This is a genomic window from Rhizobium sp. FY34, from assembly GCF_005222845.1.
Lineage (GTDB): Bacteria > Pseudomonadota > Alphaproteobacteria > Rhizobiales > Rhizobiaceae > Neorhizobium.
Window position 1 is genome coordinate 538,559 of the sequence record NZ_STFZ01000011.1, and the last position, 25,238, is coordinate 563,796.

Genomic DNA, 25,238 nt, shown 5'->3' on the forward strand with positions numbered 1-25,238 from the left:
AGGCAATTTTTAAAGGCCGAGCGCTGCGATTTCCTTGTCCAGCCGATCGCGGGTCTTTTTGGCCATCTTCGCCGTCTTGACGGCATCGAGATTGGCCGGGCTTGCATCGCCTGCCACGATCAGCGCCACCATGCCCATGCCCCAGTGCGGCGTGCACTTGACGACATAGGCGCCTTCTTTGTCGATCGTGACGACCAGTTCCTGGTTCATCTTGCCCTTGAACTCGGCAACGCCGTCGGGGATCAGTTCCTTGACGGCAGCCGCATCATGCCCCTTGTCGCTGGGCAGGAAGTGTACCGTATCGCCAACAGCCACCCGAAGCGATGCCGGTTCAAAGACCATGGCCTCGCCATCGGCGCCCTTGTTGAGCATTTTCACCTCGAAATCGGCAGCAAGGCTGGCCGAAGCGAAAAGGGCAAGGCCAAGCGCAAGCAGGCTGGTTCTGGCAAGGGGAATGAGGGTCATGATGGCTTATCCTTTTGCGGGCGCCTCGTGCAGCGCCCATGCTTCGTGTGATCCTGCTCATACGCCAGCTTGACAGAGCCGGGTTTGACCGAGGTCAAAACACCTTTTTGCCGCATTGTCGCAAATGACCCCTGTTTCACATCGCAAACCGGCAAGCTTGCTTGCCCTTTCCAGATATTGATAATGTCTGGGGAACAAAAAAACGGAGAACCACCATGAGCGGAACCACTTCCATGAAACTGACGCTCGCTTGCGCCGTTGCAGCGATCGTATCGAGCCAGGCGCTGGCCGCCGATCCGAAGGCCTGTAGCGCGGTGCGCTTTTCCGATGTGGGCTGGACCGACATCACCGCCACGACAGCCACAGCCTCGGTCATCCTCGAAGCACTCGGCTACAAGCCGCAGGTCCAGGTTCTGTCGGTGCCGGTGACCTACCAGTCGCTGAAGAACAAGGATATCGACATCTTCCTCGGCAACTGGATGCCGACACAGGAAAATGACGTGCGCCCCTTCCTCACCGACAAGTCGGTCGAATCCTTTGGACCGAACCTGGAAGGCGCCAAGTACACGCTGGCCACCAATGCCAAGGGCGCAGAACTCGGCATCAAGGATTTCAAGGATATCGCCGCCCGTTCGAAGGAACTGGATGGCAAGATCTACGGCATCGAGCCGGGCAATGACGGCAACCGCCTTATCCTTGAAATGGTCGAGAAGAACACCTTTGGCCTGAAGGGCTTTGATGTGGTGGAATCCTCCGAGCAGGGCATGCTGGCCCAGGTTGCCCGCGCCGACCGCGCCGGTCAGCCGGTGGTCTTCCTCGGCTGGGAACCGCATCCGATGAACTCCAATTTCAAGCTCACCTATCTCACCGGTGGCGACGACATTTTCGGACCGAATCTCGGCGGCGCAACGATCTTCACCAATGTGCGCGCCGGTTACACGACCGAATGCCCGAATGCCGGCAAGTTCATCACCAACCTGAAATTTTCCCTGCCCATGGAAAACGAGATCATGGGCAAGATCCTGAACGACGGCAAGGATCCGCAGGTCGCCGCCAAGGAATGGCTGAAGGCCAATCCGGCCTCCGTCACCCCCTGGCTTGCCGGCGTCACCACCTTTGACGGCAAGGAAGGTCTCGCCGCTGTCAAGCAGAAGCTCGGTCTTTAAAGACAAGGCGAAAAGTGGATGCGAGACGCCGGCCGAGCAAGCCCGGACGCCTCGCATCCGCCCCGGTGAAAGGACCGTGCGAGCCTGCCTTCATGCCCGCACGGCAATTTCCAATGAGTGACCGGCCCTGCATATGGCTGGGGTCCGATCTCTCCCGATAGTTCCGCTCCAGAACGGGAAGACGCCTTTGGAATTTCTGACCGAACACCGCATTCCCATCGGCATGTGGGCAAAACGCTTCGTCGATTGGCTGACCATGAATGGTGCATGGTTCTTCGACTGGCTGTCGGCCATGCTGTCGACTGTCATCAACGCCCTGCTCTTCGTGCTGCAATATCCGCATCCGCTGGTCATCGTTGCCGCCTTTACCGGACTTTCCTGGTACCTCCGACGCTCGCCATCCGTGGCAGCCTTCACCTGTCTTGGGCTGATGCTGATCATCAACCAGGGTTATTGGAAGGAGACCACGGAAACACTGGCCCTGGTACTGGCCGCCACCGCCGTCAGCATGGTCATCGGCGTGCCGATCGGTATTGCAGCGGCCCGACGCCCCTGGCTCTACGAGGTGCTACGCCCGGTGCTCGACCTGATGCAGACCATTCCCACCTTCGTCTATCTCATCCCGGCCCTCATCCTGTTCGGGCTTGGCATGGTGCCGGGCCTGATCGCCACCGTCATCTTCGCCATTCCCGCACCGATCCGCCTCACCCGGCTGGGCATCATCTCGACGCCCGGCGCGTTGACAGAAGCCGCGATCGCCTTTGGCGCAACGCCCTCCCAGGTGCTGCGCAAGGTAGAACTGCCCTTTGCCATGCCGCAGATCATGGCGGGCCTCACACAGACCATCATGCTGTCTCTGTCAATGGTGGTGATCTCGGCTCTGGTGGGTGCCAATGGCCTCGGGGTTCCCGTCGTTCGGGCGCTCAACACGGTCAATATTGCACGCGGCTTCGAAGCGGGTCTTTGCATCGTGATCCTCGCAATCATCCTTGACCGGATGTTCCGCACAGAAAGTTCGGGAGAAGGCGCATGAGCGACGCGATCATTTTCGGCAATGTGGATATCGTCTTCGGTGATCGCCCGGAACGGGCATTGGAACGGATGGACCGCGGCGAGACGCGCGAGACGATCAGCGCCGAGACCGGCCTTGTCCTGGGTGTCTCCAAGGCCTCGCTGACCATCCAGGAGGGCGAGATCCTCGTCCTAATGGGCCTGTCTGGCTCGGGCAAGTCCACGCTCCTGCGTGCCGTCAATGGCCTTGCCCCTGTGGTGCGCGGCAGCGTGACTGTGATGTCGAAGACCGGCTCCGTCGATCCCTATCGCTGCTCGCCCAAGGCTTTGCGGGATCTGCGCATGCAGACCGTTTCCATGGTGTTCCAGCAATTCGGCCTCCTGCCCTGGCGCACGGTAGCGGAAAATGTCGGCTTCGGGCTGGAACTTGCCGGCGTGCCGGAGGCTGAGCGCAAGCAGCGCGTCGCCGAACAGCTTGCACTCGTCAACCTGTCCAGCTGGAGCGACCGCAAGGTGGGCGAATTGTCGGGCGGCATGCAGCAGCGCGTCGGACTTGCCCGCGCCTTCGCCACGGGTGCACCGATCCTGCTGATGGACGAACCCTTCTCGGCGCTCGATCCTCTGATCCGCACGCGGCTTCAGGATGAGTTGCTGGAGTTCCAGCATCGGCTGAAAAAGACCATCCTGTTTGTCAGCCACGATCTGGACGAAGCCTTCCGCATCGGCAACCGTATTGCCATCATGGAAGGCGGGCGCATCATCCAATGCGGCACGCCGCAGGAAATCGTTCGGGCGCCAGCCGACCAATATGTCGCTGATTTCGTGCAGAACATGAACCCGATCAACATGCTGACGGCGGGCGACATCATGCGCAATGGCGCTTCTCCTGCGCCCGCTCCGGTCACGGCAACCGCCAGGGCGGAAACGCCGCTGGTCGATATTCTCGATGCTCTGGCACGTCAGCCGGGCGTCATCGGCATCGTCGACAATGGCATGGTCATCGGCACGATCGGCGCTGAAGAGGTGATTGCCGGCCTGACGCGGCACCGGCGCCGGGAAGCGGTGAACTGACCGAAAGCCTGCCTCTACAAGACATGGCGGGGTTGCCCAACCCCGCCACCGCATGGGATAGCAAGCGGAACTGGTGGCTATCACTTGCGATGAGAAAGGCACTACCGCCATGGCCGAGACACAATCCGTCCTCCGGCAAACCGATGACGAATCACGCCGGCTGGCACGCAAGCTTCTGCGCGGCGCTTCCTTCGTGTCACTGGCGGTCTGTGATCAGCAGAGCGGATTTCCAGCGGTGAGCCGGGCGCTGACCGCGACCGACTATGACGGCGTGCCGGTCATTTTGATCTCCAGCCTTGCCGCCCATACGAAAAGCCTGCTTGCCGATCAACGCTGTTCGCTTCTGGCAGGCGAGCCCGGAAAGGGCGATCCCCTGGCGCATGCCCGCATCACTGTGTTTGCGCAAGCGCATGCCGTAGACCGCGACAGTGAGGCGCATGGCAGCATTCGCCGCCGCTTCCTGAACCGGCATCCCAAATCCGCTCTCTATATCGATTTCCCCGATTTCGCCTTCTTCCGGCTCATGCCCATGTATGCATCGTTGAATGGTGGCTTCGGTCGGGCCTTTGCATTGGAGAGCCAGGACCTGCTAACGCCCGCTGGTTCCTCTGCATCAGACTGGCTCAGACTGGAAGAAGAAATTATGAGCACGAATCAGGATGCAACTCAGCTGGCCAGGACTCTGGGCTACGCGATCACGAAAAAGTGCCATCTCACTGGTGTTGACTCATCGGGAATTGATTTTGCTACGGGAAGTGTTTCATTTCGATACGAGTTTAAGAGTCAACAGCCAGACCCACAATCTGTGATTGATGAAATTTCGCGCATACTTGATATTGTTTAGCTGGTGTACAAAATTTAGGGATATACAATCCTTCCTCCAACTTGCTAGATTTCCGATACATTGTTACCGACCGACCAGTCGGCGACTAGGTGCTAGGGGACGACTGAGGGAATTGATATGACGCCACTCACAGAGCATTCGGCTGCAGCTGCAAATCTGCTGTCTGCCATGGCAAATCCGAAACGGCTTATGATCTTGTGTTGCCTGGTCAAGGGCGAGGTTGCCGTCGGGGCGCTGGCGACCAAGGTTGGCCTGAGCCAGTCGGCACTGTCGCAGCATTTGTCCAAGCTGCGGGCGCAGAAGCTGGTGAACACGCGTCGCGACGCGCAGACCATCTACTACTCCAGCTCGGCCGAATCCGTCATGCGGGTTCTCGAAACTCTGGAGACGCTGTATTGCGAGGTCGAGCAGACTAAAACTGCGGCCTGATGACAGCGCTGACATTTTGATGAAACAAGGGCAGGCGCCGCCTGTTCGGCTGTTTTTCAGCCTGCCCTTGTGTTTCTCCACCGCTTCGCTCTGGCGCCCGGTGACGACGACATATCCTGGATCTTGCACTCCGCTGATTTCAGCCTGCCTTCTTCTTGACGCCTTGCCGATGCTTGATACCCTGATCATACAGGGTCGCGAACTGTTCTGTGCACTGGAGCAGCACAATGCTCGCACCAGCAAGCTTCGGCCCACCTCTGTCGAGAACACCATGAACCGCTTCACATTTGCTATCATGCTGCTTTTCTCAGCCGCCCCGCTGTCGGCGCAGAGCCTGCCATCCATAGACTGGAGCAAAGCGGGCAAGGGCGATGCGCCCAAGACGCAAGGGCAGCCTCTTCAGCCCCAGCCGGAGGCCAAGGCTTTGCCGGATAGCGGCTTTGCCTGCGGCACGGTCACTCGCCTGTCCATGGAGCAGGACCGCCTCCTTCCAGATAGCGGCAACGGCCTGCCCAAGCAGGTGCAACGCTGTAGCCGCGACGGCCTGAGCTTCGAAGTCACCCCTCCCCAGCCTTGATGGCGCCATCACAGCATGCGTGCGCGATAGTCCGGCGATGGCACCCAGCAGCGATCGTGGCGACCGAACAACCGATAGCGATTGCGGGCAATCAGGCGATAGACCCGGTTTCGCACGGTGCGCGGCACAAGACGCAGCATGGAGGTGGCGCGCCACGGCCAGCCCAGACCGGCATAGATGGCCAATATCGCATCGCTATCGCGCAATACCCTGTCACCATCAACGACGATCAACGTATCGGGATCGGCCGGATCAATGCCATGCCGGCGAAACAGAGCGGCCCCCGCCTCGCCCTGCATCGAGGCCAGCCGGAAACGCGCCGCCTTGTCATGCGTCAGCACGAACTGGGCATTGGCCGAACACAGGATGCATTCGGCATCAAAGACGATGATGGGGCCGGGTCGATCAATCTCTTGCATGAAAAACATGTAGTGATGCGCACGCCTTGCTTCAATTGCGGCAAGGATGCCGTGATCGTGCTCGACGCCGACGGCTCGCCGATTTATGAGTTTTCCCCATGACCACGCCCAAGACTGAAACCATTGCCGTGCGGATCAGCCGGATCCTGGCCGAGCGCATCATTGCCGGCGGGATGCAGGCCGGCATGCGGCTGGCGCAGGATCATATCGCCGAGGAATTCGGTACCAGCCATGTGCCGGTGCGCGAGGCCTTTCGCAGGCTTGAGGCGCAAGGGCTGGTGGTGAGCGAACCACGGCGCGGCGTACGCGTCGCAGGCTTCACCATGGCGGAAGTGAAGGAAGTGGCGGAGATGCGAGCGGCACTGGAAGTGCTGGCGCTTCGCCATGCAGCCCCTCACCTCACCCGCTCCATCCTCGACCAGGCAGAGGAAGCAAACCGAGCCGGTGACAAAGCCGGCGATGTGCAGTCCTGGGAAGAGGCAAACCGCGCCTTCCACCGCCTGCTGCTCGCCCCCTGCGGCATGCCGCGTCTGTTGAAATCCATTGATGACCTGCATGCGGCAAGCGCCCGTTTCCTGTTTTCCGGCTGGCGCGCCGAATGGGAGGCGCCTACGGATCGCGACCACCTCGCCATTCTGTCTGCATTGCGCGCCGGCGATATCGAAACGGCAGCCGCGGTGCTGGCCCGCCATGTGCAATGGGTCGGCCAGCCGCCCCGCACCAAGCCGGTCCGCCAGCCGCTGCCCCGCTCCGCCTGACGCCGCGCAGCGGCGCATTCCAACCAGAAGAGAGACGCTTCGTTTTTCCGTAAACCGGCAGACGCTCCCGTCTGCGGCACGGGGTTTCATGCCGTCATCGTGACAATTATAGATAATATGAAGAAATTGGCCTGATGAATCAGCGCGCATGATGCACTTTCTCAGTTTCAGCTTGCCAGAAGCACACCATCATGGATTCATTTGGCGATAGATAGGATAAATTATCTATAATTTTATGAGGACATTCATGACTGAAATTAGCGAACCACTGCGCACCTCCGGCCTCCGCTTTGCCCGCAGACTGCCGATCGTGCTTCTGGGCACGGCCCTGATGACGCTGGCCGCCAAGACGCAGATCCCCTTCTGGCCAGTTCCCATGACACTGCATGTGGTAGCCGTCATGGCCTTTGCTGTGCTTCTCGGCCCGCGCATGGCCACCGGCATCTTCGTCACCTATCTCGCCGCTGGCGCTGCCGGCTTACCGGTGTTTGCCGGTAGCCCGGAGCGCGGTATCGGCCTTGCCTATATGATGGGACCGACCGGCGGTTATCTTGCCGGCTTCCTGGTCGCGTCCTACCTCGTCGGCACCCTGTCTGCCGGTCGCGGCATGATCGGCCGCTTCAGCGCCATGCTGGCAGGCCTTGGCATCATCCATGCTTTCGGTCTTGCCTGGCTTTCCTTCTGGGTGCCGGCAAGCGGCTTGCTGGCGGCTGGTTTCACGCCCTTCATCCTCGGTGACCTCGTCAAGATTGCCGTTGTGGCGATCGGCAGTTCGCTGCTTGCCCATAGCCGCCTGCGCCTGCCGGGTCTTGGCCGATGAGTGCGGTCGATAGCACCATCCGCTACGATTGGACGGTCGAGGATATCCTCGACCTCCATAACCTGCCGCTGCTCGATCTGATCGGCCGCGCCAATGCCGTGCACCGCGCCCATCACGATCCGAACCGGGTGCAGAAGGCCAGCCTTCTGTCGATCAAGACCGGCGGCTGTCCGGAAAACTGCGCCTATTGTCCGCAATCGGCCCATCACCGAGAGGTAGACCTGACGCGCGACCGGTTGATGGACCCGAAAACCGTGATCGGCATGGCTGCCCGCGCCAGGGATGCCGGTGCCGAACGCTTCTGCATGGGCGCGGCCTGGCGCCAGGTGAAGGACGGGCGCGAATTCGATGCCGTGCTCGACATGGTGCGCGGCGTGCGCGATCTCGGCATGGAGGCCTGCGTCACGCTTGGCATGCTCAAACCCCATCAGGCAGAGCGGCTGGCCGAAGCGGGGCTGACCGCCTATAACCACAATCTCGATACCAGCCCGGAATTCTACGGCCAGATCATCACCACCCGCACCTATGAGGACCGGCTGGAAACGCTCGCCACCGTGCGTGCCTATGGCATCGATCTGTGCTGCGGCGGCATTATCGGCATGGGCGAAACGGTGCGTGACCGCGCCGCCATGCTTCAGGTCCTGGCCCGCATGGAACCGCATCCAGAAAGCGTGCCGATCAATGCCCTCGTGCCGGTCGCTGGAACGCCGCTTGCCGGCCAGCCGCCCATCGATCCGCTGGAACTGGTGCGCATGGTAGCGACCACCCGTATTGTCATGCCCATGGCCACCGTGCGCCTGTCTGCCGGTCGCTCAGGTCTCACCCGCGAGACGCAGATCCTCTGCCTCGTGGCCGGTGCCAATTCCGTTTTCTATGGCGACACGCTTCTGACGACGCCGAATGCCGGGATTGGCGAGGATGCCGCCCTGTTTGCAGCCCTTGGCCAGTGCGAGCGCGCCGCTGAACCGGTCAGCGCACAGGCAAGCGCTGCCTGATGATACGCCGGCGGCAGGCGCGCACCGCCTGCCGCCTCATTCTCAGGCACAAAAGAACGCCGTTGCGGCCCGCTCTTACAGCACCATCTGCATCCACGCCCTTCCCGCTTACGCTCCATGCCGGTAATCTGGCGAAAATGAATCGGAGTGACGAAGATGAGCGACCTTGAACACCGCATCGACCAGGGCACGGGCCGCGTACCCGCCGATATCGTTTTAAAGGGTGGCCGCTTCTTCGATCTGGTCACCGGCGAACTGGTCGCCTCCGATATCGCCATTTGCGGCCAGACGATCGTCGGCACCTGCGAGAGCTATGAAGGCAAAGAGGTGATCGACATCACCGGCAAGATTGTCGTGCCCGGCTTCATCGACACGCATCTGCATATCGAATCCTCGCTTGTCACACCGCATGAATTTGACCGCTGCGTGCTGCCCTATGGCGTCACGACCGTCATCTGCGATCCGCATGAAATCGCCAATGTTCTGGGCACGGAAGGCATCGAATTCTTCCTGCAATCGGCCGAACAGACGATCATGGATATCCGCGTCCAGCTATCCTCCTGCGTACCGGCCACGCATCTGGAAACCGCCGGCGCCGATTTGCCCATCGAGCGGCTCCTGCCCTTCCGCAATCACCCGAAGGTCATCGGCCTTGCGGAATTCATGAATTTTCCGGGCGTGATCCACAAGGATCCGATCTGCATGGCCAAGCTTGAAGCCTTTCAGGGCGGCCATATCGATGGCCATGCGCCGCTTCTGTCCGGCCATGGCCTGAATGGCTATCTCTCGGCCGGCATCCGCACCGAGCATGAGGCGACCAGCGCCGAAGAGGCGATGGAGAAGATCCGCAAGGGCATGCATATCCTGGTGCGCGAAGGCTCCGTGTCCAAGGATCTGCACGCGCTGATGCCGATCATCACCGAGCGCCTGTCGCCCTATCTGGCGCTCTGCACCGATGACCGAAACCCGCTCGATATTGCCGAGGAAGGCCATCTGGACTTCATGATCCGCACGGCCATTGCCCATGGCGTCGAGCCGATCGCCATTTACCGCGCCGCCTCGATTTCGGCAGCCCGCGCCTTCGGCCTTCGTGATCGCGGGCTGATTGCCCCCGGCTGGCGCGCCGATCTGGTCGTCATCGACAGCCTGGAAAACTGCAAGGCCGACATGGTGTTTGCCGCCGGCCGGCATGTCACGCCGCAACTATTTGCCACGCGCGGCACGGTCGAACCGGTCGGGCTCGACAGCGTCAAGGCACGCATCGTCAAGGCGGCCGATTTCACCGTGCCGGTCAAGACCGAGGAACAGCCGGTGATCGGCGTTCTGCCGGGCAAGATCATCACCGAACATCGCCGCTATCGCCTGCCCTCTTCCGGCAACCAGACCACGGTCGATCTCGCCAATGATATCATCAAGGTCGCCGTCATCGAACGGCATGGCAAGAACGGCAACCATGCCAATGGTTTCGTGCAGGGCTTTGGCCTGAAAAAAGGCGCCATCGCCTCCACCGTCGGCCATGACAGCCACAATATCTGCGTGGTCGGTGTCAGCGAAGACGACATGGCGATTGCGGCCAACCGCCTGGGCGAGATCAAGGGCGGCTTCGTCGTGGTCGAAGATGGCAAGGTGACCGGCGAAATCCCGCTTCCCGTCGCCGGCCTGATGAGCCTTGAGCCCTATGAAAGCGTGCGCGACACGCTGACGGAACTGCGCAAGGCAGCCTTTGCGCTGGGCACGACGCTGGCCGAACCTTTCCTGCAGGTGGCCTTCCTGCCGCTGCCGGTCATCCCGCATCTGAAGATTTCCGACAAGGGCATGGTCGATGTCGACAAGTTCATGCTGATAAGCTGAACAAGGCCGCTATTCAGGTCGCTGGTCACCGGCGGGTTTCAGAGCATGGGCCACCGCCTCAGCCGCCGATGTGGCGGAACTCCTGATCGCCTGGGCAATCGCCTCGACCCGACCCATCTGGGCCTGGAACTTGTTGAGAGCCGGGCCGTGCAGACTGGTGCCGGCCGGCATTTCCGCCTTGGTCGGGTCGGCATATTTGTCGCCCACCCGCAGCTCGTAATAGAGATGCGGCCCGGTCGACAGACCGGTCGAACCGACAAAGGCAATCACCTGCCCCTGGCTTACCCGCTGACCAACGGCAATCCCCTTGGGCGTGCCGGCAATATGGGCATAGGTGGTGGTATAGCCGCCGTCATGGCGGATGCGTATATATTTGCCATAACCGCTTTCCGATGAAATCGTCACCACCACGCCATCGCCGGCGGCCACGATCGGAGACCCCTGCGGCGCACGGTAATCCACGCCATTGTGGAACTTGCGCACATTGAGAATGGGGTGCACGCGCCAGCCGAAACCATCGCCGAGCTGGCCGGCCTGAACCGGCTTGTGCATCAGCTTCTTCGACATCGACCGACCCTTGTCGTCGAAATATTCCGGCTTCCCGTCATCGGTGGCGCTGTAGCGATAGAAGCGCTGTTCCTTGCCATCCTTGTGGATTGTCACGGAGACCAGTTCCTCGCGACCATCCTCGGCCTTGCGGAACACGAGATCGATCACCGGCTCGCCATCTCTTTGCGACCACTCGATATCATTGTCGCGCAGCAGATCCGCCACCTGAAGGCTGACGCGCGGCGGAACCTTGGAAGCGGCCAGATGCGTCATCAGCTTGGGATAATCGGACCTTGCCCGCGCAAGCGCCCTGTCATCCTCGGGTCGTGCCGGGCTGCTCGGCTGCGGGCTCGTCTTGTCGGCGGAAAGCGCCTCGGCAGTCATCCGGTCATAGAGATGTCTGTCGGCAACCTCCTGGAAACGGCCATCATCGCGCCGTGCCAACAGCCTTTCTTTGCCCCTTTCCGTTCGGTGCCGGGCAAATACGATCTGCAGCGGTCGCGCGTCTCCCGCCCCTTCGCTGACCAGCAGATCGAGCTCCTCACCGGGCTTGACGCTGCGGGCGCCAAGCTCCTCGCCCAGCCTCTGAAATTCTGCATCGGGCACATTCAGGGCACCACGGATCGTGCCGAGTGGTTCTTCCTGCGCCGGCATGGAGACGAGATGGCGCACCTGAGCCGCCGGACGCAAGGGCGCGATGCTGACATTGATCGGCTCGCCGCGCACCTGCCACAATCGCTGCGATTTGCGCACCAGCGCATCCAGCCGGTGGGCGGAAAGATCCGGTTGTAAAACAAGCCCGAATGGATGGTCGGCGGCTTCGCTCTCCTGGTAGGAATTCAGCATGGCCGGCTCGCGGGATTTTGGCGTTTCGAGTTCATCATTTGCGCCAACCGACACGTCGAAATAGGCAGAGTGAACCATCGAACCATCGCCCATGCGCTCGATGAGGTCGAGTTTGCGCGGACCGTCAACCACACCCGGCATCCACACGCGGCTGGTCTTTGGCGTGCTGACCGGCGCACGGCGCGCACGTGCCACCTGAACGGATTTCTGCGGCACCGGCAGCCGCGCCAGCGAGTGGCTGATATAGCCGCCCAATAGCGCCGACGACCCGACGGCCAGAAGCAAAATGGCAAGCGTCACCCGCCAGTGGCCTCTCAGCGTGAATGCAATGACGGTCTGGCGCGGATGAATGGTGCCGAACACCGCATCATCGCCTTGCAAGACCATATTGCCGTTCCGCTGCACCATGCATTCGCCCTTCACTATGAAGCGCGCACAGGTGCGTGGGCTCCATGGCGGAAATGTGTCGCAGCCGGCGCGGTGAGTGACGCAACCTGCGTCATCCACCGGGCCAGTCCCGGTCAGACCCTGGCGCAGAACACGTCGAAGGCCGAAAGGTGAACCACTTTGTCCTCCACTGCGGGATTGTAACCCGGCATCGGCTCCGGCTGGCAGGCGGTGAAATCTGCCGGCAGCAGGTAATCCTGCGGCGCGCGTGTCAGGTTGAAGACGAAGAGCAGACGCTCGCCGGCCTTTTCGCGCACGAAGGCGAGAAGATCCGCCTGCGTATCGAGAAAGGTCATGTCGCCATCCAGAAGTGCCGCATGCGCGCGGCGGAAGGCGAGCGTGCGGCGATAATGGTTGAGCACCGAATCTTCGTCATGCTCCTGCGCACTCACGGAAAGCGACTGGTGCTCGGGCGGCACGGGCAGCCAGGCCCGTGTGCCTTCGCTAAAGCCGGCAAGCGGCATTTCAGCCTCCCAGGGCATCGGCGTGCGGCATCCATCACGCCCCTTGAACGCCGGCCAGAAGCGGATGCCATAGGGATCGCGCAGATCTTCAAATTGCAGGTCGGCCTCCGGCAGGCCCAGTTCCTCGCCCTGATAGAGGCAGATGGAGCCACGCAGCGCCGACAGCACGCTGATGGCAAGCTTCGCAATCACCTCCCGCTCCTCTGGCACCTCCATGAAGCGCGACACATGGCGGACGACGTCATGGTTGGAAAAGGCCCAGCAGACCCAGCCGTCCGTGACGATTTCCTGGCATTTCGACACGGTGTCGCGGATATGATCGGCCGTAAAGCGTGGGCTGAGAAGATCAAACGTGTAGCACATATGCAGCTTGTCATTGCCGCTGGTATAGCTTGCCAACGTCTGGAGCGAGCGGTCTGCATCGCCCACCTCGCCCACCGTCGTGCGGCAATCATACTGGTCGAGCAGGGCGCGCAAGCGTTTCAGAAACGCGATATTTTCCGGCTGCGTCTTGTCATAGAGATGGTCTTGCATGGAATAGGGATTGGTATCGGTCTCCAGGCCCGTCGAATCGGGGTCGTAGAGCATTGGCGGATTGTCGCGCAGCTGGCTGTCGTGGAAGTAGTAGTTGACGGTATCCAGCCGGAAGCCGTGCACGCCGCGATCCAGCCAGAACTTGACGGTGGCCAGCATCGCATCCTGCACAGCCGGATTGTGGAAGTTGAGATCCGGTTGCGAGCCGAGGAAATTGTGCATGTAATATTGCTTGCGCACGCCATCCCATTCCCAGCCCGGCCCGCCGAAAATCGACAGCCAGTTATTGGGCGCCGTGCCATCCGGCTTGGGATCGGCCCAGATATACCAGTCGGCGCGCGCATTGCTGCGGCTTGATCGGCTTTCGACAAACCAGGGATGCTGGTCCGACGTGTGCGAAATCACCTGATCGATCACCACTTTGAGGCCCAGACGCTCGCACTCGGCCATCATGGCGTCGAAATCGACAAGCGTGCCGAACATCGGATCGACATTGCAATAGTCGGAAACGTCATAGCCCATATCGGCCATTGGCGAGGTGAAGAAGGGCGACAGCCAGATGCCATCGACCCCGAGCGAGGCGATATAAGGCAGGCGCGCCGTGATGCCCTTGATGTCGCCAATGCCATCGCCGGTCGTATCCTGGAAGGACCGCGGATAGACCTGGTAGATCACCGCGCCGCGCCACCAGTTCGGATCACCCTTCTGTGCCGTTACCGTCGCCATGCGTCATCTGCTCCTTGCATGTTTTCATCAAACGCCAACCTAGTGAGCTTCGCGCAAAAGACAAAGGTGCAGATGGACGTCGCTCAAAAAATCCGGTCGCAAAGCCTTTCTCCTCTGCGCCGCCGGGTCTTGCCATGCAAACGCCTTCGTCCTATTCCGCAAGCTCAAGGTGGAGGAAATCTATGGCAAAGCGTGTTCTTTCAATCGGCGAGTGCATGGTGGAACTGTCGCAGGCGGGTCAGGGCCTGCTGCGCAAGGGCTTTGCCGGCGATACGTTCAACACGGCCTGGTATCTGCGCGCCAGCCTGCCCAGCGATTGGCAGGTGGATTATCTCACCGGACTTGGCGACGATCCGCTTTCCGACGAAATGCTTGCCTTCATGGAGAAAGCCGAGATCGGCACCGGTGCAATCCGCCGCATTGCCGGTCGCGCGCCCGGCCTTTACCTGATCTCGCTGAAGGATGGCGAGCGCACCTTCAGCTATTGGCGCGACAGTTCTGCCGCCCGCCTGCTGGCTGATGATCCCGACCATCTGCGCCAGTCGATCGAGGCAGCCGATATGCTGTATTTCTCCGGTATAACACTTGCCATTCTGTCCCCCCAGGCAGTCGATACGCTGCTTTCGGAACTGCGCCGCGCCAAGGCTGCCGGCAAGCCGGTCGCCTTCGATCCGAATATCCGTCCAAGGCTGTGGGCCGACAAGGTGCGCATGCTTGAGACGATTTCCGCCGGCGCCCGTGCCGCCTCGCTGGTGCTGCCAAGCTTTGACGACGAAGCCACCCATTTCGGCGATATCAACGTCAATGCCACGATCGAGCGCTACCAGTCGCTGGGTGTCGAGTGCGTTGTGGTGAAGAATGGCGCACAGGGCGCCACGGTGGCCCGAGACGGCCAGACAATCTTCATTCCCGCAGTGCCGCCGGAACGCCTGGTGGATACGACCAGCGCCGGCGATAGTTTCAACGGCGGCTTTCTCGCAAGGTTCATGACCGGTGCCTCGCCGGCGGAAGCCTGCGCGCATGGCGCGGCGGTCGCCTCCGTCGTCATCGGCCATCACGGCGCGCTGATCGACCATGCCCTGCTGCCGGGGTGAACTCGGCTTGACAAGCCACAGCGCTCGCAAGATACAGCCATAAGCTGCAATCTGGACGCTCCGACTTGGCAACATGGTATGATGGCCTGGGTGCTTGTCTTGGCGATCGCGACGCCTACGAGCTGAATACCTGGGCAAATTCCGAACACATGCAAGCGCTTGCCGCCTCGCATGGACTGACGCAGCCGCAGCTCAACAGCCTGCATGCCTATACGCTGAACCATGAGCACGACGGGGCGACGGTGTTTCAGCGGCTCAACCATTTTCTGCGATTCCCACGCGAAGCCATCGATCACCGAAGCGAACTGGAAGCCTTGGTTATCAAGCTCATCTCGGCCATCGATGAACTGCCGCCGTGGCGTGGGACTGCCTATCGCAGGGCAAACCTGCCGGGCGATCTTCTGGACATGGCAAGACTGGGATATTTTGCAGATGCAGGCTTCTTGAGTTGCACAACAAAACCCGACCTGAAGGTTTTTGACGGCCGCGACTGGTTGACTCTTCGAGCCATAACCGGACGCCTGATCGACAGCCTATCGGCCAATCCCGACGAAGGCGAAGTGATCTTTCGCCCGAACACACGCTTTGCGGTCTCCCGTTTGGAAGAGACTGAGGATGGTGCTATATTGATCCTGAACGAGGTCTAGTGTGCGATGAAGCATCAGCCGACAGACGATGAACTCCTGATAGAGGCACGAACCTTTCTCAAGGCACAGGGCAAGGCGGATCTGCCCGCCCTGCGCCATGACGCACCCTTGCGCGCGACACGCAGCGTCATCGCCGACCTCAAGTCCATACCATCATTGGATGGCGAGAGCGGCATTCACGGCACTCTACTGTCACTCAACGCGATCTGCGCCTATGCATTGGAAACAGTCACGGCGCAAACCCTATCGCTGGCACAGGGCGAGCGCGTCAATGGTCTGGCCATGCAGAGCCGTCAACTATTGGACGCCGTCCAATCGGTCCTGCCCCTGCTCTTCCAAGCCACCGGCCGCCCTGCATATCTAGCGCCCTCGCAAGACGTCGAAGAACTGCGCAACGCCAGTGGCTGGATGCTAAGACCAGACGATGACGACCGTGGAACCGATGCCTCGGCATGGTTTGCGCTGCTCGGCGCAGTGCTGAACGACAAGCTCAATACGGTACTCATGTGGGCGGAAGAGCATCAGCTTGGCAAGCCGGCAGCTTTGGTCCGGCCGCTTCTGGATCAGCTTCGCTGGCTTCAGGATTCGATTGAAGAAGCCCAGGCCGCGGACAGAACATCATCAAAACACCATAGGCCTGTCGGCAAGTTTCGCACCGCCCCCTGACATCCGTCTGTAACACAAAAGGCCGATAAGGTCCGTGAATCGCCGGAGGCGCTCATCGCCTCCGGGCTGAAAGGGGCTGGCGGAACAGATGACCAAGATCACCATCGTCACGGATGCCTGGTATCCGCAGATCAATGGCGTCGTGCGATCCATCGAAAATACCAATCGCGAACTCACCCGCATGGGCATCGAAGTGTCGATGATCACACCGCAGGATTTCTCCAGCGTGCCCTGCCCCACCTATCCGGAAATCCGGCTTTCGGTTGCAAGCTATGCCGCCGTTGCCCGCGCCATCGAGAAGTTCAGCCCGACCTCCGTGCATATAGCGACCGAAGGCCCCCTCGGGCTTCTGGCGCGCCGCTGGTGCCTGAAGAACAACCTGCCCTTTTCCACCAGCTACCACACCCGCTTTCCCGAATATGTGGCGGCCCGCTTTCCGGTGCCGATCCGCTGGCTGCGCGCCTTCGTGCGCTGGTTCCACAATGCTGGCAATGGCTGCATGGTGGCAACCGCAAGCCTGGAACGCGAACTGTCAAAGCTTGGCCTGAAGAACCTGTTGCGCTGGAGCCGTGGCATAGACCAGACCCAGTTCCACCCCATGCCGCTGGAGGACATGCCCTTTGGCCTGAAGCGGCCGATTTTCCTCACCGTGAGCCGCATTGCCGTGGAAAAGAACCTGCCGGCCTTTCTCGATCTCGACCTGCCCGGGTCCAAAGTCGTGGTAGGTGACGGGCCCGGGCGCGAAGAACTGCAGCGGCGCTATCCTGATGTGCTGTTTACCGGGCTGAAGACCGGCGAGGATCTGGCCCATGCCTATGCGCAGGCCGATGTCTTCGTCTTCCCCTCAAAGACCGATACATTTGGCAACACGATCCTGGAGGCGCTGGCAAGCGGCGTTCCGGTCGCAGCCTATCCGGTCACCGGCCCGATCGATATCATCGACCCGTCAAGCGGCGCCGGCGCCCTGAACGAGGATCTGCGCACGGCCTGCCTGGAAGCGCTGTCCTGCTCGCGTGAGGATGCGCACCGCCTGGCGCGCAGCTTCACCTGGGAAGCCGCGTCGCGCCAGTTCCTCAACAATGTCCTGATTGCGCAAGGCCGCAAGGCGCTGCCACGCCAGCCCGGTCCAAAGGGGCCGGCAAGCGGCTACCGCGCACTGCCCTCGTAAGCGTCAGCGCTTCTTGCGCTTGTTCTCGAACGGGTTTTCAGACGCCCGCAGATGGATGCGGATCGGCACGCCGGGCATGGCGAAATCGGCACGCAACCCATTGGTCAGATAGCGGATATAGGATTCCGGTACCGAATCCGGTCGCGTGCAGGAAATCATGAAGGCGGGCGGGCGGGCCTTCACCTGCGTCATGTATTTCAGCTTCAAGCGGCGCCCGGAAACCGCCGGTGGCGGATGCTGTACCTGGACATTGTCCAGCCAGCGATTGAGCTTGGCAGTCGAGATGCGCTTGTTCCACACCATGTCGGTGTCGATAATGCTCTGCATCAGCTTGTCGAGCGCATAGCCGGTCTGGCCGGCAATCGGCACGGCGCGAATGCCACGCGCCTGCGGCAGCAAGCGCTCGGTCTTTTCGCGCAGTTCCGTCAGAAGCGCCTGCGGATCTTCCACCAGATCCCACTTGTTGAAGGCGAGCACGGCAGCGCGACCCTCACGCAGCACCAGATCGACGATCTGCAGGTCCTGCTTTTCAAACGGAATGGTCGCGTCAAACACGATCACCACGGTTTCCGCAAAACGGATGGCGCGCAGCGCATCGGCCACGGACAGCTTTTCGAGCTTTTCCTGCACGCGTGCCTTGCGGCGCATGCCGGCGGTATCGAACATCTTGATCGTGCGTCCGCGCCAGTCCCATTCCACGGAAATGCTGTCGCGGGTAATGCCGGCTTCAGGACCGGTCAAAAGCCGGTCTTCACCGAGGAAACGGTTGATCAGCGTCGATTTGCCGGCATTCGGACGCCCGACAATGGCGACGCGCAAGGGCTTCGTCTCGTCATAGGCCGGTTCATAGTCTTCGTCTTCGCTCGACAGATCGCTGTCGCGCACGTCGACATCGGTTTCAGCCTCGTCGTCATCATCGCCAAATGCCATTTCCGGGCCTATGGCCTCGACAATGGCATCGCGCAGATCGATCATGCCCTGGCCGTGTTCGGCGGAAATCGGCACCGGATCGCCAAGACCCAGCGTAAAGGCGTCATAGAAACCGCCGTCGGAACCGCGTGCTTCGGATTTGTTGGCAACCAGAACGACGGGCTTGCCGCGCCGGCGCAGCATTTCGCCGAGCGTCTGATCGACGGGCGTGAGGCCAAACTTGGCATCGACGACGAAAAGCGTCAGATCCGCCTCGTCAATGGCGGTTTCCGTCTGGGCGCGCATGCGACCCTGCAGCGTTTCGGGCCCGGCCTCTTCAAGACCGGCCGTATCGATGATGGTGAAGCGCAGGTCGATCAGCTTGGCATCGCCCGGACGACGGTCACGGGTCACGCCGGGAGTATCATCCACCAGCGCGAGCTTCTTGCCCACCAGCCGGTTGAACAGCGTGGACTTGCCGACGTTCGGACGCCCGACGATGGCGACTGTGAAGCTCATGGGTGGGTCCCTTTCTGGGCCTTCTTCTTCAAAAGTTACGGCGCTTTGCCGGATGCGGCAATCGTATCCAGCATGATTTGCGCGCGGTTTGCCACGTTACGCGGCGATTGTGCGTCATTGGCAATATCCTGGAACCATTGCTTGGCCTTTTGGATATCGCCGGCCTTGTAGGCAGACAGGCCCAGTGCTTCGCGCGCGGAATGGCGCAGCGCATGGTTGGGCACGGCCATCACCTCGACTTCGGCCGAGACCTGCGCATAGGTGCCCGTATCGATAAGCAGCCAGGCGGCGCGCATCTTGGCGACATCGCGAACGATCTGCGGCACGGACGAATCGCCCGCCACCTGGTTGAAGGCAGCAATCGCGCCGGCGGCATCGCCCTTCTGCGACAGAAGCGTGGCGGAACGCAGTCGCGCCAGAACCGGATAGGAACCGCCGCCTTCTGCTTCCAGCGTCTGCAACGCGGCCAGCGCCTCGTCGGTCTTGTTGTCCTTGGCAAGCTCAAGCGCTGCGATGAACTGGTCGCCATAGACCGAGGCATTGTGGCTATGCCAGTATTCGTAACCGCGATAACCGGCCGTGCCGAGAACGATCAGCGCTGCACCGCCGATGATGTAATAGCGGAACCGCCGCCAGACGCTGCTGATCCGATCGGATCGCAGTTCCTCATTCACCTCGCGGATAAAGCTGTCGTTATCGTGTGCCATACCAAACTCCGACCGAAAGACGGCCCTTAACTCGAAAGCCTGCCTTCTAACCTATTTTGCTAAGGATGTAAGGGGGTGAGTTGCGACGGCGTAGCCGGCAAATCGATCCAGCGAATCGATTTGAGCAACGAACGCCTCGAGCCTGAAGCGAGAGGCCGGCACGGTTGCGGCAATCTTCGCTCCCATTCCGCCGCCAACCCGATTTCAATTCTTATGAAGCAGACCGCCCTTCACCTAAGCTTTGCCGCATTCGGCCCCGAAAAGGCCAATCCCTGTTCCTCATGCCCGGTTTTATCTCTTGCGTCTTGCCACAATAGTCACTGCTGCCCTGCTTGCCTGCCCGTCTCACGGCGTGGCTGGCGAAAAGCCGAAGCAATTGCTGCTGATTTCCTTTGATGGCGCCGGCAGCAATGCGCTCTGGGCAAGAAGCCGGGCTATGGCAGAGCGCGCCCATGCACATTTCACCTACTTCCTCTCCTGCACGCTCGTGATCGACCGGGCACGCGCCAAAACCTATCAGGGGCCGAACCAGAAGCCAGGACGCTCGAATATCGGCTTTGCCCAGAGCCCGGAGGAAGCGCTGACGCGGCTCGACCATATCTGGCAGGCGCAGGGCGAAGGCCACGAGATTGCCAGCCATACCTGCGGCCATTTCGATGGAAGGGATTGGTCAAACGCCGACTGGCGAACGGAAATGACGAGTTTCCGCACCATCCTTTCATCGGCCTGGCGGGATCTGGGCGAGCCGGATCGCGAGCCGCCGGGCTGGCAGTCCTTCGTCTCCGGTATCAAGGGGTTTCGGGCGCCCTACCTGTCCACCAGCGATGCATTGACGGATGCCGAACGGCGCGAGGGGTTCACCTATGATGCGAGCGGCATAACGAAAGGCCCGATGCTGCCGCAGGCCTCGGGCGGCGTCTTGCAGTTTGGCCTGCCGCTTATTCAGGAAGGTCCGGAAAACCGGCGCATCATCGCCATGGACTATAATCTCTTCATCCGCCACTCGGCGGGTGTGGAAAATCCCAGCCGTACGGCCGAGTTCGAGGAACGCGCCTATTCAGCCTTCCGCGCCGCCTTTGATGCGCAATATCAGGGCGAGCGAGTGCCGCTGCAGCTTGGTTTTCACTTTGTCGAGATGAATGGCGGCGCCTACTGGCGGGCGCTCGATCGGATTGTGACGGAAGTCTGTCACCTGCCGGATGTCGGCTGCGTCACCTATGGCGAGGCGATCCGGATGCTTTCGGAGCGTTCCAGCGGCGACGAGCCAGACCAGACATCGTCGGGGCTTTGAGCCGGGGCTGACACGAGGGTGGCAATTCCCGTCATTCCGTCATGATCGGGCCTGTCCCGACCATCTGCCGACATCGCTTCGCATGCGACCTCGGTGGCTCCTCGGGACAAGCCCGAGGATGACGTCATCAACCGCTGAAGCCTCAAAAGGCAAAGCCAAAGCCCATCACACCAGCTTGTTGGCTGCCATCTCGCCTTCTTCAGCCTCGCGCTTCAGATAGGTCTGGTCGATTTCCGGCAAAGGCGCGCCATCGATGGCTGCTTCGAAGGCCTGCAAACGTTTATAGATCGACATCAATTCAACGAAGACCGACCATGAATTGATCAGATACTGGAACGAACTGCGCACCTGATCGAAGACGTTGCTGATCTGGGTAAAGATGCCAAGCGTGACTTTGCCGGCAGCGATGGACGGAATAAGCACGATAGTGCTGTAGAGATTGTCCGCCTGAAGATAGAAAATCCGGGCAATATTGAAATAAAGATAGTGGAAATACAACCGAAAGTAGTTTTTTCGCACATTTTCAAACAATTGCGCAACGGTAACCGGCTGAGCGCGACCTTCGTGATCCTCACCGTAGACCAATTCCTTGCGATAGGCTGCTTCCACGCGCTGGTTGCGGAATTCCAGACCCGGAAGCTTGATACCCACCAAAGCCAGAAAGACGGTACCGAAGAGTGACCAGACAATGGCGGCCCAGACCAGCGCATGAGGGATTTCGCCAATGATTGGCAGCTCGGTGATCGTCTGCGAGAAAGAAAAAAGTACGGGCAGAAAGGCAATCAACGTCATGATGGCGCGCACAAAGCCTACACCGAGCCCCTCGACCGTCGAGGAAAAGCGCATCGTATCTTCCTGCACGCGCTGGGAAGCGCCCTCGATATGTCGAAGCTTATCCCAGTTGGCCATGTAGAATTCGTTCATCGCCATGCGCCAGCGGAAGATGTAGTGGCTGACAAAAAACAGGTTGAGCACACCAACCGTCACCGCCAGAAACAGAATGCCAGAAACGCTCAACATGCCAAGATACAACTGTTCTGCGGTCACTGGCGCCGTCTTTGCAAGCGCCTGCTGGATCAGATCGTAATAGGGGCCGTACCAGGCATTCAACGCGACGCTGACCTGAACCGAAAAATAGGTCGCAAAGATTATCAGGGCAGAACCGAGCACCGACCACGTCTGCCAAAAGTGCGGACTGAACCAGAACCAGAATGCCGAAAACAGCAGAACGCCAACGGTGTAGTAAATGTAAAACCACAGAAATGGCGTAGACAAGAAAACCGAGACGCCGACAGGCGGCGACTGGCCTTCAGCCAATGCCGGCAGCCCAAACATTGCTCCGGCAGCTGATCCCCCCGCATACCAAAGGACGATCATCACTGCGCCCCACAGGGCGGCCGAGGTAAAGAAGAGCTTGGGCTTTGGGAAGAATGAGTGAAACACGGAGAGGGGGTTCCCTTGCTGCGGTTGAACGGCAGTCGCGATCCGCGGCATATTGCCGACAAGAGCCTGTCAAATCAGCAGAATCTCTAAGCCAGATCGGCAACACCAGCAATGGCGAACCGTGCTGGTTACGCAATTGTAACGACGTTTGCCACCCAAGCGCGAAAACCCGCCAATGCCCTTACCCGTGCGGCTTACACCAAGCATCGGCGCTAGGCCGCGCTTGCCTTCAGAACAAAGTCCGCTTCGATTTCCGAATAGGGAACGATAATGCGGCCATCTTCCGCCTTCTCGACCAGTCCCCACTCGATCAGTAGCACCACATCCTCATGCACCCGCTTCACATCCCGGCTAAGCGCGCGCGCCAGAGCACGAATGCTTGAGGCGCCAATTGCCTGCAACTGCTCGATCAATTGCCACCGCTTGGGCGACAGGACGGAGAACAGCTGGCTGGGCGTCTCGAAGGTGATGACGCTGAGCGGCTCGACTGTTTCGCCCTTCCAGGCCTCGATGAAGCGAGCGCCCATGGCGTTGAGATCAGCGTCTCGGTTCTCGGCTGCCCTTACCCGGATCAGTGCCTTGGCCATGCTATAACCTCCGCTTCACCTGCCTCAGAAAATCCTCGACCAAACCCTCGACATTGATGAATGAATACGGCGCTTCGACACCATCCAGATGGCAATGGTCGCCTTTGCCTCTTTCATTGTCGAAACCAACAATGCGCCTGCCATTGCGGCCAAAATAAAGGCTGTACTTGAAACTGTGCCTGCTGCCGAGCACTGGCGCCGGCAACTTCCAGACCACCATCTCCACAATCGCGCCATCATCAAGGATGCGCTTGTCATGCATCAGCTTGGTCGCCTTCATGGCCATCTTAGGCCGCAGGCGACAGCTGTTGTCAACAATGCCAACAGCATTGCCGGCCGGACCTGAACAGCCTACTCCGCAAGCGTCAGGATCAGCGGGCCGTTGCGGGTCACGACAATCGTGTGCTCGAACTGCACGGTGGGCGCCTTCGGATCGCTATACAGCGTCCAGGGGTCGCCATTGCCGCCATCTTCGGCCCAGTGCCCGCCGAGCGACAGAAAGGGTTCGATGGTAAAGACGAGGCCTTCTTCCATGCTGCGTGTCTCGTCCGGGTCCGGCCAGGTCGGCACTTCGGTCGGCTCCTCATGCAGCGAGCGGCCAACGCCATGGCTCGCCAGATTGGTGATCAGCGTATAGCGGTTCTTCTTGGCAAAGGCGCCAATGGCATGGCCGATGCCGGCCAGTGGCTTGCCCGGCCGCACCTGCTGCAGGCCGGTCCACAGGGCGCGGCGCCCGTCGCGAACCAGTTTCTCGATCTCGCGTTTCACCGGCGGCACGGCAAACGAGGCGCCGGTATCACCGAAGAAACCGTCTTTCACGGCAGAGACATCGATATTGACGAGATCGCCGGCCTTGATGATCCGCTCGCCGGGAATGCCATGCGCCACTTCCTCGTTGACGCTGATGCAGGTGGCGCCGGGAAACTGATAGCAGACTTCCGGCGCCGATTGCGCACCGGCCTCGTCCAGAAGCCGCCGGCCAATACCGTCAAGCTCCAGCGTGGTGATGCCCGGCTCCAGCGCCTTGCCCATGACATTCACCGCATGGGCGCAGATGCGGCCGATCGCCTTCAGTCTGTCCAGTTCATCTTCTGTGGAAACGATCATGCAAGCTATCCCGGCGCGCCTTTCAAGCGGCCGGTTTCGCGCCAACCGCTGCAGGCGTCAATGCTTTTCTGACAAGCGGCGCCACGCGCGTGCCGAAAAGTTCGATGCCGCGCATGATCTGCTCATGCGGCATCAGGCCAATCGCCATCTGGATCAGCAGCCGATCATTGCCGAACACCTGATGGGCAGCAATGATCTTTTCCGCCACGGTTTCCGGATCGCCGACAAAGAGATTGCCGGGGGCAGAGCGCGCCCGGTCGAACTGTGCCCGATTGGTCGGGCCCCAGCCGCGCTCGCGCCCGATACGGTCCATCACGGCGGCTTGCGGGCCGTAGAACTGGTCGGCGGCAGCTTGCGTTGTATCGGCCACGAAGCCATGCACATTGATGCTGGTCTTGAGTTTGCCGGCATCCTGGCCGGCGCGGCGCGCCGCCTCCCGGTAAAGGTCGAAGAAAGGGGCAAAGCGCGCATAATCGCCGCCGATAATGGCGACTGCCAGCGGCAGGCCCATGGCGCCGGCGCGCGCCACCGATTGCGGCGTGCCGCCCACCGCAATCCAGATCGGCAGCTTTTCCTGCAGCGGACGCGGATAGACGCCGCGCCGCTCGATCGGCGCACGAAGTTCGCCCGCCCAATCGACAATCTCATTGTCGCGCAGCGTTAAAAGCAGTTCCAGCTTTTCGGTAAACAGCCGGTCGTAGTCACTGAGATCATAGCCAAAAAGCGGATAGGATTCGATGAAGGAGCCGCGCCCCGCCATGATTTCCGCCCGCCCGTTCGACAGAAGATCGACGGTCGAAAACTGCTGGAAAACCCGGATCGGATCATCGGAGCTGAGGACGGAAACGGCGCTCGACAGACGGATGTTCTTCGTCTTAACCGCCGCTGCCGCCAGCACCGTTGCCGGCGAAGACACCGCATAGTCAGGCCGGTGGTGTTCGCCAAGGCCAAAGACATCCAGCCCCACCTGGTCGGCCAGTTCGATTTCCTCCAGAAGATGCTTCAGCCGCGTGGCGGCATCCTGGCCCCGGCTGCCGCTGGCAATCGCCGGATCGACGTCCGCAAATGTGTATAGGCCCAGTTCCATCATCGTCATCCGTTCTTCGTTTCAAATGCGTACATAGAAAG

The 25,238-nt window shown here is 60.6% G+C and carries 26 protein-coding genes; 15 read left to right on the plus strand and 11 right to left on the minus strand.

All coding sequences use genetic code 11. From position 1 onward, the window contains the following. Positions 1-9 precede the first annotated feature (9 nt). Positions 10-465 (minus strand): pseudoazurin, encoded by a 456-nt coding sequence (locus E8M77_RS09555; protein ID WP_137130385.1) that lies wholly within the window; start codon positions 463-465, stop codon positions 10-12. A 215-nt stretch (positions 466-680) separates the two neighbouring features. Between E8M77_RS09555 and E8M77_RS09560 the strand changes: the two genes are divergently transcribed. From E8M77_RS09560 to E8M77_RS09585, 6 genes are all read left to right on the plus strand, one after another. Further along, positions 681-1,631 (plus strand): choline ABC transporter substrate-binding protein, encoded by a 951-nt coding sequence (locus tag E8M77_RS09560; protein WP_137130386.1) that lies wholly within the window; start codon positions 681-683, stop codon positions 1,629-1,631. Positions 1,632-1,818: 187 nt separating this feature from the next. Beyond that, on the plus strand, positions 1,819-2,664 hold the full coding sequence (choW, locus tag E8M77_RS09565) for a choline ABC transporter permease subunit (protein ID WP_137130387.1): 846 nt from the start codon (positions 1,819-1,821) through the stop codon (positions 2,662-2,664). Beyond that, positions 2,661-3,713, plus strand: coding sequence for a choline ABC transporter ATP-binding protein (gene choV / locus E8M77_RS09570; protein ID WP_137130388.1), 1,053 nt, complete (start codon positions 2,661-2,663; stop codon positions 3,711-3,713). The genes choW and choV overlap by 4 nt, the downstream gene beginning before the upstream one ends. A gap of 109 nt (positions 3,714-3,822) precedes the next feature. Beyond that, positions 3,823-4,557, plus strand: coding sequence for a pyridoxamine 5'-phosphate oxidase family protein (locus E8M77_RS09575; RefSeq protein WP_137130389.1), 735 nt, complete (start codon positions 3,823-3,825; stop codon positions 4,555-4,557). A gap of 111 nt (positions 4,558-4,668) precedes the next feature. Further along, complete coding sequence (locus E8M77_RS09580) at positions 4,669-4,986, plus strand: metalloregulator ArsR/SmtB family transcription factor (RefSeq protein ID WP_170975808.1); 318 nt, start codon at positions 4,669-4,671, stop codon at positions 4,984-4,986. 169 nt (positions 4,987-5,155) lie between these two features. Continuing rightward, positions 5,156-5,563 carry a hypothetical protein gene (locus E8M77_RS09585; protein WP_137130391.1) on the plus strand — a complete coding sequence of 136 codons (408 nt, stop codon included), beginning with the start codon at positions 5,156-5,158 and terminating at the stop codon, positions 5,561-5,563. Between the two features lie 8 nt (positions 5,564-5,571). On the opposite strand, the gene E8M77_RS09590 is transcribed toward E8M77_RS09585, so the two are convergent. Then, positions 5,572-5,982 (minus strand): thiol-disulfide oxidoreductase DCC family protein, encoded by a 411-nt coding sequence (locus tag E8M77_RS09590; RefSeq protein WP_170975803.1) that lies wholly within the window; start codon positions 5,980-5,982, stop codon positions 5,572-5,574. A 98-nt stretch (positions 5,983-6,080) separates the two neighbouring features. On the opposite strand from E8M77_RS09590, the gene E8M77_RS09595 reads away from it, so the two are divergent. The 4 genes from E8M77_RS09595 to ade all read left to right on the plus strand — a co-directional run bounded on the left by E8M77_RS09595 (position 6,081) and on the right by ade (position 10,406). Further along, the gene (locus E8M77_RS09595) at positions 6,081-6,740 is read left to right on the plus strand and encodes a GntR family transcriptional regulator (protein WP_137130393.1); all 660 of its coding nucleotides are present in this window, start codon (positions 6,081-6,083) and stop codon (positions 6,738-6,740) included. Between the two features lie 247 nt (positions 6,741-6,987). Then, positions 6,988-7,560 carry a biotin transporter BioY gene (locus E8M77_RS09600; RefSeq protein WP_137130394.1) on the plus strand — a complete coding sequence of 191 codons (573 nt, stop codon included), beginning with the start codon at positions 6,988-6,990 and terminating at the stop codon, positions 7,558-7,560. Then, positions 7,557-8,555: a biotin synthase BioB gene (gene bioB, locus E8M77_RS09605; RefSeq protein ID WP_137130395.1), complete on the plus strand. Its 999-nt coding sequence runs from the start codon at positions 7,557-7,559 to the stop codon at positions 8,553-8,555. The genes E8M77_RS09600 and bioB overlap by 4 nt, the downstream gene beginning before the upstream one ends. Positions 8,556-8,711: 156 nt before the next feature. Then, positions 8,712-10,406: an adenine deaminase gene (ade, locus tag E8M77_RS09610; protein WP_137130396.1), complete on the plus strand. Its 1,695-nt coding sequence runs from the start codon at positions 8,712-8,714 to the stop codon at positions 10,404-10,406. Between the two features lie 9 nt (positions 10,407-10,415). On the opposite strand, the gene E8M77_RS09615 is transcribed toward ade, so the two are convergent. Then, complete coding sequence (locus E8M77_RS09615; protein ID WP_137130397.1) at positions 10,416-12,209, minus strand: M23 family metallopeptidase; 1,794 nt, start codon at positions 12,207-12,209, stop codon at positions 10,416-10,418. A 113-nt stretch (positions 12,210-12,322) separates the two neighbouring features. Next, positions 12,323-13,972: an alpha-glucosidase gene (locus E8M77_RS09620; protein ID WP_137130398.1), complete on the minus strand. Its 1,650-nt coding sequence runs from the start codon at positions 13,970-13,972 to the stop codon at positions 12,323-12,325. Between the two features lie 182 nt (positions 13,973-14,154). Between E8M77_RS09620 and E8M77_RS09625 the strand changes: the two genes are divergently transcribed. The 4 genes from E8M77_RS09625 (at position 14,155) to E8M77_RS09640 (ending at position 17,547) form a co-directional block, all read left to right on the plus strand. Further along, entirely contained in the window at positions 14,155-15,066 is a 912-nt protein-coding gene (locus E8M77_RS09625; protein WP_137130399.1) for a sugar kinase, read from the plus strand. 65 nt (positions 15,067-15,131) lie between these two features. Further along, positions 15,132-15,713, plus strand: a complete 582-nt coding sequence (locus E8M77_RS09630) for an ADP-ribosyltransferase domain-containing protein (protein ID WP_137130400.1) — start codon at positions 15,132-15,134, stop codon at positions 15,711-15,713. 108 nt (positions 15,714-15,821) lie between these two features. Continuing rightward, a complete protein-coding gene (locus tag E8M77_RS09635) occupies positions 15,822-16,379 on the plus strand; it encodes a hypothetical protein (protein ID WP_137130401.1) in 558 nt (185 codons plus the stop codon). A gap of 88 nt (positions 16,380-16,467) precedes the next feature. Beyond that, on the plus strand, positions 16,468-17,547 hold the full coding sequence (locus E8M77_RS09640; RefSeq protein ID WP_137130402.1) for a glycosyltransferase family 1 protein: 1,080 nt from the start codon (positions 16,468-16,470) through the stop codon (positions 17,545-17,547). Between the two features lie 3 nt (positions 17,548-17,550). On the opposite strand, the gene der is transcribed toward E8M77_RS09640, so the two are convergent. Next, on the minus strand, positions 17,551-18,975 hold the full coding sequence (gene der / locus E8M77_RS09645) for a ribosome biogenesis GTPase Der (protein WP_137130403.1): 1,425 nt from the start codon (positions 18,973-18,975) through the stop codon (positions 17,551-17,553). A gap of 35 nt (positions 18,976-19,010) precedes the next feature. Next, the gene (locus E8M77_RS09650; RefSeq protein WP_137130404.1) at positions 19,011-19,682 is read right to left on the minus strand and encodes a tetratricopeptide repeat protein; all 672 of its coding nucleotides are present in this window, start codon (positions 19,680-19,682) and stop codon (positions 19,011-19,013) included. Positions 19,683-19,995: 313 nt separating this feature from the next. On the opposite strand from E8M77_RS09650, the gene E8M77_RS09655 reads away from it, so the two are divergent. Further along, entirely contained in the window at positions 19,996-20,973 is a 978-nt protein-coding gene (locus E8M77_RS09655) for a polysaccharide deacetylase family protein (RefSeq protein ID WP_246659197.1), read from the plus strand. Positions 20,974-21,138: 165 nt separating this feature from the next. Here the strand turns inward: E8M77_RS09655 and sbmA are convergent, their stop codons facing one another. From sbmA to E8M77_RS09680, 5 genes are all read right to left on the minus strand, one after another. Then, positions 21,139-22,416: a peptide antibiotic transporter SbmA gene (gene sbmA / locus E8M77_RS09660; RefSeq protein ID WP_137130481.1), complete on the minus strand. Its 1,278-nt coding sequence runs from the start codon at positions 22,414-22,416 to the stop codon at positions 21,139-21,141. 212 nt (positions 22,417-22,628) lie between these two features. Next, entirely contained in the window at positions 22,629-23,003 is a 375-nt protein-coding gene (locus E8M77_RS09665; RefSeq protein ID WP_137130406.1) for a transcriptional regulator, read from the minus strand. A 1-nt stretch (position 23,004) separates the two neighbouring features. Continuing rightward, positions 23,005-23,283, minus strand: a complete 279-nt coding sequence (locus tag E8M77_RS09670) for a DUF6516 family protein (RefSeq protein ID WP_137130407.1) — start codon at positions 23,281-23,283, stop codon at positions 23,005-23,007. Positions 23,284-23,354: 71 nt separating this feature from the next. Further along, positions 23,355-24,110, minus strand: a complete 756-nt coding sequence (gene map / locus E8M77_RS09675) for a type I methionyl aminopeptidase (RefSeq protein WP_137130408.1) — start codon at positions 24,108-24,110, stop codon at positions 23,355-23,357. 22 nt (positions 24,111-24,132) lie between these two features. Further along, complete coding sequence (locus tag E8M77_RS09680) at positions 24,133-25,197, minus strand: LLM class flavin-dependent oxidoreductase (protein ID WP_137130482.1); 1,065 nt, start codon at positions 25,195-25,197, stop codon at positions 24,133-24,135. Positions 25,198-25,238: the final 41 nt, after the last annotated feature.

Excerpts from the sequence above, each read along its gene's own strand:
- E8M77_RS09640 (WP_137130402.1), top strand. The coding sequence starts at position 16,468 with ATGACCAAGATCACCATCGTCACGGATGCCTGGTATCCGCAGATCAAT.
- E8M77_RS09620 (WP_137130398.1), bottom strand. The coding sequence starts at position 13,972 with ATGGCGACGGTAACGGCACAGAAGGGTGATCCGAACTGGTGGCGCGGC.
- E8M77_RS09650 (WP_137130404.1), bottom strand. The coding sequence starts at position 19,682 with ATGGCACACGATAACGACAGCTTTATCCGCGAGGTGAATGAGGAACTG.
- E8M77_RS09670 (WP_137130407.1), bottom strand. The coding sequence starts at position 23,283 with ATGAAGGCGACCAAGCTGATGCATGACAAGCGCATCCTTGATGATGGC.
- E8M77_RS09585 (WP_137130391.1), top strand. The coding sequence starts at position 5,156 with ATGCTTGATACCCTGATCATACAGGGTCGCGAACTGTTCTGTGCACTG.
- E8M77_RS09595 (WP_137130393.1), top strand. The coding sequence starts at position 6,081 with ATGACCACGCCCAAGACTGAAACCATTGCCGTGCGGATCAGCCGGATC.
- E8M77_RS09590 (WP_170975803.1), bottom strand. The coding sequence starts at position 5,982 with ATGCAAGAGATTGATCGACCCGGCCCCATCATCGTCTTTGATGCCGAA.
- E8M77_RS09560 (WP_137130386.1), top strand. The coding sequence starts at position 681 with ATGAGCGGAACCACTTCCATGAAACTGACGCTCGCTTGCGCCGTTGCA.
- E8M77_RS09665 (WP_137130406.1), bottom strand. The coding sequence starts at position 23,003 with ATGGCCAAGGCACTGATCCGGGTAAGGGCAGCCGAGAACCGAGACGCT.
- E8M77_RS09615 (WP_137130397.1), bottom strand. The coding sequence starts at position 12,209 with ATGGTGCAGCGGAACGGCAATATGGTCTTGCAAGGCGATGATGCGGTG.
- choV (WP_137130388.1), top strand. The coding sequence starts at position 2,661 with ATGAGCGACGCGATCATTTTCGGCAATGTGGATATCGTCTTCGGTGAT.
- E8M77_RS09600 (WP_137130394.1), top strand. The coding sequence starts at position 6,988 with ATGACTGAAATTAGCGAACCACTGCGCACCTCCGGCCTCCGCTTTGCC.
- E8M77_RS09625 (WP_137130399.1), top strand. The coding sequence starts at position 14,155 with ATGGCAAAGCGTGTTCTTTCAATCGGCGAGTGCATGGTGGAACTGTCG.
- E8M77_RS09680 (WP_137130482.1), bottom strand. The coding sequence starts at position 25,197 with ATGGAACTGGGCCTATACACATTTGCGGACGTCGATCCGGCGATTGCC.
- bioB (WP_137130395.1), top strand. The coding sequence starts at position 7,557 with ATGAGTGCGGTCGATAGCACCATCCGCTACGATTGGACGGTCGAGGAT.
- E8M77_RS09575 (WP_137130389.1), top strand. The coding sequence starts at position 3,823 with ATGGCCGAGACACAATCCGTCCTCCGGCAAACCGATGACGAATCACGC.
- map (WP_137130408.1), bottom strand. The coding sequence starts at position 24,110 with ATGATCGTTTCCACAGAAGATGAACTGGACAGACTGAAGGCGATCGGC.
- der (WP_137130403.1), bottom strand. The coding sequence starts at position 18,975 with ATGAGCTTCACAGTCGCCATCGTCGGGCGTCCGAACGTCGGCAAGTCC.
- ade (WP_137130396.1), top strand. The coding sequence starts at position 8,712 with ATGAGCGACCTTGAACACCGCATCGACCAGGGCACGGGCCGCGTACCC.
- E8M77_RS09555 (WP_137130385.1), bottom strand. The coding sequence starts at position 465 with ATGACCCTCATTCCCCTTGCCAGAACCAGCCTGCTTGCGCTTGGCCTT.